General features: G+C 40.8%; 1 protein-coding gene. It reads right to left on the bottom strand.

The genetic code is table 11. The features are described from left to right. Window positions 1-10: 10 nt before the first annotated feature. Window positions 11-1,144: an ISAs1 family transposase gene (locus Q1B11_RS20165; RefSeq protein ID WP_299735803.1), complete on the bottom strand. Its 1,134-nt coding sequence runs from the start codon at window positions 1,142-1,144 to the stop codon at window positions 11-13. Between the last annotated feature and the right edge of the window lie 117 nt (window positions 1,145-1,261).

The following is a 1,261-nucleotide window of genomic DNA, read 5'->3' as shown; positions in this document are numbered from 1 at the left end:
CACGGAAAAATCATGAAACCCCGCACCCTGCAAGCACCTCAGACAGATATCGAGTGCTCATAGCGGCTTTTTTTTGCTTCCGCTTCAAGCCTGCTTTAAAGGTCTTGGTGTTGTTCAGCATATTAACGGCTACATGTCGAAAGGTAGCCAGCATTTCTGCAGCATTGCCTCTTCTAATTCGACAGTCATCTTCATTCATCGCAACATCCAATTTCCAATGGAGCTTGTTTTCTATTCCCCAATGGCCTCTTGCTGCTTTTGCTAGATCTTCTGCCGTCAATTCAGCTGACGAAATATAATAACGAATACTAATATCGTCTGGATTGAATATCTCACCTTCCATTCTGGCGGATAAAACAATTCCAACAGTTTTCATTCCTTTCCAATCAAAGGAGAGGTTTACAAACTCATCGAAAATATCACTGACTATATGAAGACGACTTTCCATTCTGCCATGACTCTTCTCTTCCGTTCTAAATAAATCACCTGTCCATTGATTTACTTTTTCAATAGAAAAATGATTTTCAAATGCTTCATGGAGCTTACCCTGGTTGCCTTTTACGGCTAACAAGTAATCGGCTCCTTTATCGACAATCTTCTTGGCGATATCCCTCTGACAGCCCATGGCGTCTATGGTTACGAGACATCCACGTATTTCGAGAAGCTCAAGCAATTCAGGTATAGCAGTGATCTCATTGCTCTTTTCATTAACTTTCACTTGACCAAGCACAAGTTCATTCGCATTAGCAAAGGCACTCACCATGTGAATCGCACCTTTGTCTTTTCCTTTATCATAAGAGCGCCTGACCGTTTTACCATCAATAGCAATAATTTCACCATTTGATACTTGATGGCAGGCCTTCATCCATTCAATAAAACAAGCCTGGAATTTCTTTGGATTAACAACAGCCACTACTCTGGCAATGGTGTGGTGTGAAGGAATTCCGTGTTCAAATTCTCCGTATTGTTTTAGCCAATCCAGCCTTTCATTACCAAAGTCTTCAATTTCTTCCCAACCTTCGCAACCAGCAATGACAGCACAGATAGTTAGAATTAAAATATCCGTAAGTTTGTGCTCCACTTTCCATGATTGGCGCGGATCATTAATAATAGAAAGCTTATTCATCAAATCTACTGCATTCATATGGGATACATCCAATGTTTTCAATATAAGGCAATGGATGTGTATTTTGACATGTATGCGATGTTATCTACAGACCTTGAGGCCTGTGGTTGTGCGGGGTTTCATGATTTTTCCCTG

It is taken from the genome of uncultured Endozoicomonas sp., from assembly GCF_947495845.1.
Classification (GTDB): Bacteria; Pseudomonadota; Gammaproteobacteria; order Pseudomonadales; family Endozoicomonadaceae; genus Endozoicomonas.
This window is presented reverse-complemented; position numbering and strand designations above follow the sequence as displayed.

Bases quoted from the DNA above. Each gene is read 5' to 3' on its own strand.
- Q1B11_RS20165 (WP_299735803.1), bottom strand. From the start codon at position 1,144: ATGAATGCAGTAGATTTGATGAATAAGCTTTCTATTATTAATGATCCG.